The 7,880-nt window shown below is 34.5% G+C and carries 6 protein-coding genes and 1 riboswitch; of the genes, 2 read left to right on the top strand and 4 right to left on the bottom strand.

From position 1 onward, the window contains the following. The first annotated feature begins 257 nt into the window (after window positions 1–257). On the top strand, window positions 258–833 hold the full coding sequence (locus GW534_RS05720; RefSeq protein WP_246203954.1) for a 5'-3' exonuclease: 576 nt from the start codon (window positions 258–260) through the stop codon (window positions 831–833). Between the two features lie 77 nt (window positions 834–910). On the opposite strand, the gene GW534_RS05715 is transcribed toward GW534_RS05720, so the two are convergent. From GW534_RS05715 to GW534_RS05700, 4 genes are read right to left on the bottom strand one after another with little or no spacing between them, the layout of a single operon-like run. Continuing rightward, window positions 911–2,152: an HAD-IIA family hydrolase gene (locus tag GW534_RS05715; protein ID WP_144463683.1), complete on the bottom strand. Its 1,242-nt coding sequence runs from the start codon at window positions 2,150–2,152 to the stop codon at window positions 911–913. A gap of 52 nt (window positions 2,153–2,204) precedes the next feature. After that, window positions 2,205–2,960 carry a class I SAM-dependent methyltransferase gene (locus tag GW534_RS05710; protein WP_144463684.1) on the bottom strand — a complete coding sequence of 252 codons (756 nt, stop codon included), beginning with the start codon at window positions 2,958–2,960 and terminating at the stop codon, window positions 2,205–2,207. Between the two features lie 26 nt (window positions 2,961–2,986). Then, window positions 2,987–3,991, bottom strand: a complete 1,005-nt coding sequence (locus GW534_RS05705; protein WP_144463685.1) for a thymidylate synthase — start codon at window positions 3,989–3,991, stop codon at window positions 2,987–2,989. 12 nt (window positions 3,992–4,003) lie between these two features. Further along, window positions 4,004–4,459, bottom strand: coding sequence for a nucleoside 2-deoxyribosyltransferase (locus GW534_RS05700; protein ID WP_144463686.1), 456 nt, complete (start codon window positions 4,457–4,459; stop codon window positions 4,004–4,006). A 91-nt stretch (window positions 4,460–4,550) separates the two neighbouring features. Beyond that, a riboswitch (TPP riboswitch) is annotated at window positions 4,551–4,661 on the bottom strand. 201 nt (window positions 4,662–4,862) lie between these two features. Here GW534_RS05700 and GW534_RS05695 point away from each other — a divergent pair. Further along, window positions 4,863–7,829, top strand: a complete 2,967-nt coding sequence (locus GW534_RS05695) for a Tn3 family transposase (RefSeq protein ID WP_161920093.1) — start codon at window positions 4,863–4,865, stop codon at window positions 7,827–7,829. Window positions 7,830–7,880 lie beyond the last annotated feature (51 nt).

The following is a 7,880-nucleotide window of genomic DNA, read 5'->3' as shown; positions in this document are numbered from 1 at the left end:
CAGAAATGGATTCTTTTTTCATTTTTTTCGTGCAAATCCAGGAAGCCGAAAGGGCTTGATAAACAAGATGTTAATCTAAGTTATTGATTTTCTATGAATAATTCAGGTTTAAAATACTAAAGTAGTTAATGCGACAACTATGTTGACAAACACCGTTCTATGCATTGTAATCTATTATTTTCATTTAAACTAGTTTAGCATATATCCCTATAAAAAAATATAATGGGATTAATAATATCTGTCTTAAATAATTGATATTGCTAGATTTATACAAGTGTGCTACTAAAAATACCAATATTCCCCACAGTAGGGCACATAATGAAGAATATAAAGGGAATCGTTCTGCTCCACCTGAAGAACTAATCCCACAATTTGATTTAGCAAAAGATGCAACAGCCGCCTTTGCTATACCAAACATTGGAGTTACAGGTTATGAAGCGGACGATTGTTTAGGTACAATTGCCCATCAAGTAAAAGACGAAGCTGAAGTAATCATCTTAACAGGAGACCGTGATATTCTACAAGTATTAGATGACAATATAACAGTTGCTTTAATGAAAAAAGGGTACGGCAACTACGAAGTACAAACAAAAGAAAGATTTATAGAAGAACGAGGATACCATCCAAGACAATTTGCTGATGTTAAAGGGTTAACAGGGGATACAAGTGATCATTATCCAGGTGTCAAAGGAATTGGGCCGAAAACAGCAGAAAAACTAATTTTACAATTTCAAACAGTGGACAACATCTTGGCTTCGTTAGACGAACTAAAACCTGGCCAGCGTAAAAGGGGTAACAACAGCGTAGCTGTCATTACCCGCAATAAACAGTAAATATATGTAAAATTGAGAAATGGCTTAAAGTTTTAACTTTAAGCCATTTCTGTTTTTCTATAGGGCTTGTTACTTAACTAACGAATATAAGAAATTCTTTCCCTTTCTAATGCATCCTTAAGCCATCTTGGATGCATGTTTAGGAGATTTTCTGGTAAATGATTAAAGTCGAAATAATCCGCATCTAATGTCTCTTCGCTTTTTCTATTTAGAGTTCCACCTATAACTTCACATTCAAAACATGTTGTAATAAAGTGACTTACATTACCGTTTGGATATGAAAAAACCTGAGAAACAGGATCAGAATAAACTCCGATTAACCTATTAACTTTGACTCTCAAACCGGTTTCTTCCCTAATTTCTCTGATGATTGCTTCCTCTACAGTTTCTCCTGGCTCAACATGGCCCGATGGAATTCCCCATAATCCGTTATCTGCACGTTTCACTAGAAGAACTCGCTGTTTTTTATCAAAAATAATGCCTGCAACTCCTGCTTCGATATTATCTGGCCAAGAAAAGGAAGGGGAAATCCACTTTTTTATGTTTATATTACTGTCAAATAAACTCTTTAAATTTGGTATCGTAGCATCTGGATTGCGGAAATCTCTTGCTGACGGGAACTTTTTAACATTTTGCTCTGATACCAAAATGGCCGGTATTCCTGCCTGATGTGCGCCCAAAATATCAGTATATGGATTATCACCCACCATTACTGCTCTGGAGGATGGAATAAAATCTTCAAGTGCCTTTTTAAACATATAAGGGTAAGGTTTTCCGACAATGATAGGTCTTTTCTCTGTTGAAACCCGTATCGCTTCCACCATTGCCCCAACAGCAGGTAAAGGACCTTCAGGGGTTGGAAACGTTCTGTCTGCATTTGTGGCAACAAATTTTGATCCTTTATGAATAAATTTTGCTGCTTTCTGGATATCATGAAAAGACGCATTATCGTCCCACCCAACAACAACGGCTTCTACATTGGTTTGATCTTTTATATTGATACCAACTTGTTGACATTCCCATTTTAAATTTTCATCACTTAAAACAAATGCAGTTCTGACTTTTTCATGGTGTAAATATTGTGCGGTCAACCAACCAGACGTAATTACTTCTTCGCTGCTTGCTTCTATACCTAGCTTACTTAACCGTTTTGCTGTTTTTTCCCGTGTTGTACATGGATCATTAGTTAAAAATCTAATCTCTTTCTTTTCTTTTCGAAGACGCCTAAGTGATTCTACTGCCTCAGGAAGTGGTTCTGATCCTATATAAATTACTCCATCTAAGTCAAATAAAAATACATCAAATTCATCAGCTATCATAATATTCTCTCCTTGGAACAGTTCTGAAACCTTCCATTACTTATTTGACTACTTATTTGACGGATCGATAAAGAACGAAGGGAGGGTAATCCCATTCCTGTGTCCATTGGCTAAATTTATGTTCTTGTTCAATCCTTTTTAATTCCTCATAAGGAATATCCCGTAAAGTTGGTTCTAGTTGTTCGATATCTCGGAAACCTATCTCTTTCAGAACTTCCTGATACATTGATTTTGGCCAGTGAAAGTCATGTAATATAAGATCCTCTTGGTTCTCTATATGTAACCATTCTTGTCGTGCTTCTCCACTTATATATTTTTTTCCTGGTATACCATTTCGAAACGTAGAAAACTCGATACCTGTTGAATCAGGATTTGTATCTAAAATAACAAATGGTGAATCAGGTTTTAGTACTCGATAAATCTCTTTCATAATTCGCCGAATCCTATCTTTATTTTCCGTATTAATAAATACATAACAGGTCATGGCTCCGTCAACTGAATTATTCTCAAGAAAAGACAACTGGTCATTTTCAATCAAATGATAATCTACGTTTGGATGGTTTCTTTTTTCCTGAGCAATGTCGAGCATTTCTTTTGATTCATCTACAGCAATGATGTTTAGGTTCGTACTTTTGGACAATCTATAAGCTACTTTTCCCGGTCCGCATCCATAGTCAAGTATATTTTTTACATTTGGATTTGAAAGGAAAGTTTCAAAGACAAAGCGAAATCCTAAAGTTTGTTCAAGTATATCATTGTAAGCTTCAAATTTATTAGCAATGGTTCCTTCTTTAAAAGAAGTTTTCATAATCTACTTCTCCTCCTCGGCTAGATTTATTTTACAATTGTTGTGAATTTTGAAGGCCATTTATTAATAACAAAATGCTGATAAACTGGGAGTAAGTTTTCATATAAGGAAGTATCAATTGGTCTTTTATAAGCAATGTATTGATACAAACTAAAAAGTAAAAGAACTTGCTTCCAGTATTCAGGTAAATCCAATTTTTTAATGTCTAAACTAGACATTTTAATCTGATCTTTTCTTAATAAAGCCTCATATTCTAGCACAGTTTCAATCGAAGGCCAATTATTTATAGAAGGCATTTTAGGGAATTTAAATTTAGGCTTCATGTTTCGTGGGTCAGATTTAGCTTCCTGAAGCACCTTTTCAGTCCATTCATCATCCGGCTGATAAATGTGGATGGAGCCAACATTATGAAAATACTCTCCTAATTCCAGGTTAAGATCTCTGGCCATTAATTCTTGAATAAATGTAAAGGAAAAAAGATCACTTATGATTCCACGAAAAGCATCATTTGCACGCATATAAGATGCCATATATAGTTTATTTTCTCTTACAAAAAATTGCAGACCTAATGTGCAAGAAATATCAATATTGTTTGGTACCATTAATTCCGTTGCATCAAAGATCTGTATAAATGCTCTTTTGGAATCAGGATCTTCATGTGTTAATAAATCTTTTATTTGTTTCCATTGATTTATTTTGGCATTGCCAAATTCAAAGATTTTTGGTCCATATGCTGTCCCCGTTAATGTTTTTCCATTCATTGAATATTCAGGCATTTTCTTGTTATAGTAACTAATAAAATCAAGGCTATTATCACCTGATAAATACCATAAAACTTCTGCAAAATTAAAAACAATATTCGTTTTTCGGCTTGGTAAATAACAGACACGTTCTACAGGGTTTTTAATACTCAAGTTATAATTAAGCTTCTCACGACTATGGTTACCACGTGGTGCATTGAAAAATTGTGGGTTGTGATAAGTATCATAAAGTGTTTCTATATAAGCTTCGTGGAAATTACTGTATTGCATATGTACCTCCTTCTAAACGAATTGTAAGTACTGTTTTTCGATTTCTCTTAAATAATCATCTTCTTTTTGATAACGGATAGATATTACATTAGCGACAGCATCAAGGCCTTTTATTAAAAAGGCGTAGTCTTTTCCTTCTTCTAGCAGCAGAATAATTGGTTTATTTAAAGCAGAAGCCCATCCAATTTCTATATGGGTTCCCGGGGAAGCTGGTGAACCCGGAAAGGCAACGAAAAGATCGCATGTACTAATTTCTTTGAAATCTATTGCAGTACATTCTTCGGGTGTCATAAAGTCCTTTCCCCACCCTTCACGTTTGTGCGCATTATGGACTGAAAAACCTCTTTCTTCAAAAAAAGATATAAGATTTAACAACTTTTGTTTTTCATGATTGGCCATCATTCCTGTTTTTGGATCAACTAGACTTTTAAATGGTCCTGCAAGAAACACTTTTTTGTTTTGACTCATTTCTTATCACCCCTAATAAAAAATTAAAACCACTTCAATTAGGAAGTGGTTTATTAACGAGAGCATTTAATAAAAATTATTCATTAATGCTTACGCATTTTCCCCACTTTCCTACGCCGGTACAAACCAGATCAGGTTCAAAGAGTTAAAGACTTTTAGTCTTTTCTCAGCTTTTAACACAAAAGCACCCCTAGTGAATTTTTATTTTGTTGTAAAAGTGTTCCATATAAACGTAACACAAATTCGTTGAATAGTCTATAAGTTCCGATTACTATTTTGGGTTAGGAACTTATAGAAAATTTAATAGATTATTGTTTGATATAGTTGATTTATAATATACTTTATTTTAAATAAAGTTCCGGCACTCACCATTATAGGAACTTTTTTGAGGGGAGAATATGTTTTGAAAAGGAACTGGGAGTTAGAAGAATTAATAGAACACTTTACATTGACGCCCGATGAAATGAAGCTTATTCAAACAAAGAGAGGTGATTCAAAACTTGGCTTTGCCGTTTTGTTTAAATTTTTTCAATACGAAGCAAGATTTCCGTATTATAAAAATGAATTACCAAGATCTTTTATAGAGTTTTTAGCAAAGCAATTATTTTTGAACCCAAGTGCTTTTAGTAATTATGATTGGACAGGCAGAACGATTACTTATCATCGTTCAGAAATACGTAATTATTTTGGCTTTCGGGAAATTACACAACAAGACATTGAAGAAATGATTAATTGGCTTTGTCAATTTGTTCTATACCATAATCATGAAATGAATTATGTAGAGGAGCAAGTATATCAAAGATTTCGCGATCTTAGAATCGAACCACCGACTCCTGATCGGATAGAACGCCTTATTCATTCCGCCATTAACACCTATGAAAAACGTTTTTTTGATGCTATATATAAAAGTTTACCAAAACAAACACTAACAAAGCTTGATTCATTGATTGAAAGAATTGAAGATATTGAAGATACTATAGAGGAGACATCAGTATCTAAAAAAAGCATCTCTTTTCATGAATTAAAATCAGATCCAGGACGAGTTGGGTTAGATACCGTATTTAAGGAACTAGAAAAATTGAATACCATCCGTCAACTCAACTTACCTCAAGATTTATTTAAAGATGTTCCTCCAAAAATTATTAAAAAATATCGGCTACGAGCTGCCACAGAGGATATTCGCTCATTAAGACGACACCCCGAACCAATTCGCTACACCTTATTATCCTCATTCTTTTGGCTTCGGAGCTTAGAAATCACGGATAACCTCATTGAACTGCTGATCCAAATCATTCATCGAATTAATGTACGTGCCGAGCGAAAGGTTGAAAAAGAAATACTAAATGATTTACGGAAAGTCAATAACAAATATGGCATTTTATTCAATCTTGCTCAAGCAGCAGTTGATAATCCAGAAGGAATAATTCGCGAAGTTCTTTATCCTATAGTTAATGAGCAAACCTTAAAAGACTTAGTAAAGGAATTCAAACATACTGGACCGGCCTATCGTGAGAAAATTCATACGGTTATTCGGGCTTCCTATGGTAATCATTATCGCAGGATGGTTCCTGAAATTTTAAATATTCTTGATTTTCGTTCTAATAACGAGGTTCACCGTCCAGTGATTGAGGCGCTTGGATTGATTAAAAAGTACGCTGAAACTGGCTTTCATTACTTTCCAATAACAGAAAATGTTCCAATCAACGGAGTTATTCGTTCTGTTAATAAAAAAATTGTAGTTGAAAAAGACGACAAAGGCCAGGAACGAATAAACCGAATAAATTATGAAATCAGTGCTTTACAAGCATTACGGGACAAGCTTCGATGCAAGGAAATTTGGGTAGTGGGTTCTGATCGATATCGAAATCCAGATGAGGATTTGCCACAAGATTTTGAAGAGCGAAGAGAAGAAAATTACAAAGCTTTAAACCAGCCACTTGATGCAGAAGCATTTATTTTGAGTATTAAACAGAAGATGATCAAATCCTTAGAAAAACTAAATGAGAGAATTCCTAAAAATTCTCAAGTCCGAATTACAACAAAAGGAAATGGTTGGATATCAATATCACCATATGAACCACTACCAGAACCAATAAACCTATCACGCTTAAAAGCTGAAATTATGAAGCGTTGGCCAATGACAAACTTACTGGATATTTTGAAAGAAGCTGATCTTAGAATCAATTTTACAGATCATTTTAAAACAGTTGGTAATAGAGAAATTCTCGATAGGGCAACCATTCAAAAAAGATTGATCCTTACATTATATGGTCTAGGAACAAATGCTGGTCTTAAACGGGTTTCAGCAGGAGAACACGGAGAAAAATATAACGATCTATTATATATTCGAAAAAAGTTTATACAAAAGGATAATTTACGTAATGCAATTGCAGAGGTCGTAAATGCTATTTTTCGTTGTAAAATCAAAGAAATATGGGGAGAAGGAACAACTGCCTGTGCATCAGATTCTAAGAAGTTTGGAGCGTGGGATCAAAATTTGATGACCGAATGGCATATACGATACCGTGGCCGTGGTGTTATGATTTATTGGCATGTTGCAAAAAATTCAACCTGTATTTACTCCCAGTTGAAGTCCTGTTCATCATCCGAGGTTGCATCGATGATTGAAGGATTACTTCGTCATTGTACTGATATGAATCTTCAAAAAAACTATGTCGATACCCATGGTCAAAGTGAAGTTGCTTTTGCATTTTGCCACCTTCTTGGATTTCAATTAATGCCAAGATTAAAGTCTATCCATAGTCAAAAATTGTACCGACCGGATGTAGGTATGACAGATACCTATCCCAATTTACAACCGGTAATGACTAGGCCAATTAACTGGGAATTAATCCGGCAGCAATATGATCAAATGGTCAAATATGCTACTGCATTACGCTTGGGAACGGCAGAAACTGAGGCGATTTTAAAGCGTTTTACTCGAAATAATTTAAAGCACCCGACATATCAGGCACTTGCAGAACTAGGCAAAGCCATTAAAACCATTTTTCTATGTGAATACCTCGATTCCGAAGAAATTAGAAGGGAAATTCACGAAGGGCTAAATGTTGTTGAAAATTGGAACTCTGCAAACAGTTTTATCTTTTATGGAAAAGGTGGAGAAATAGCAACAAATCGGTTAGAGGATCAAGAAATAGCCGTTTTATCTTTACATTTACTTCAAAACTGTTTAGTGTATATTAATACTTTAATGATACAAAATATTTTATCTGAAAATGCATGGTTTGATAGGATGACACCTGAAGATCTTCGGGCTTTAACTCCATTAATTTACACCCATGTAAATCCTTATGGAATCTTTAAATTGGATATGTCTGAACGATTGAAAATAGAGGTGGATTCTGCATGAATTTAAAAAGAACATCAGCAAAAAAGAAGGCTAAGGAACTTGCTAAATATC

It is taken from the genome of Pallidibacillus pasinlerensis (assembly GCF_009996845.1).
Lineage (GTDB): Bacteria > Bacillota > Bacilli > Bacillales > Caldibacillaceae > Pallidibacillus > Pallidibacillus pasinlerensis.
This window is presented reverse-complemented; position numbering and strand designations above follow the sequence as displayed.

Excerpts from the sequence above, each read along its gene's own strand:
- GW534_RS05705 (WP_144463685.1), bottom strand. The coding sequence starts at position 3,991 with ATGCAATACAGTAATTTCCACGAAGCTTATATAGAAACACTTTATGAT.
- GW534_RS05710 (WP_144463684.1), bottom strand. The coding sequence starts at position 2,960 with ATGAAAACTTCTTTTAAAGAAGGAACCATTGCTAATAAATTTGAAGCT.
- GW534_RS05700 (WP_144463686.1), bottom strand. The coding sequence starts at position 4,459 with ATGAGTCAAAACAAAAAAGTGTTTCTTGCAGGACCATTTAAAAGTCTA.
- GW534_RS05715 (WP_144463683.1), bottom strand. The coding sequence starts at position 2,152 with ATGATAGCTGATGAATTTGATGTATTTTTATTTGACTTAGATGGAGTA.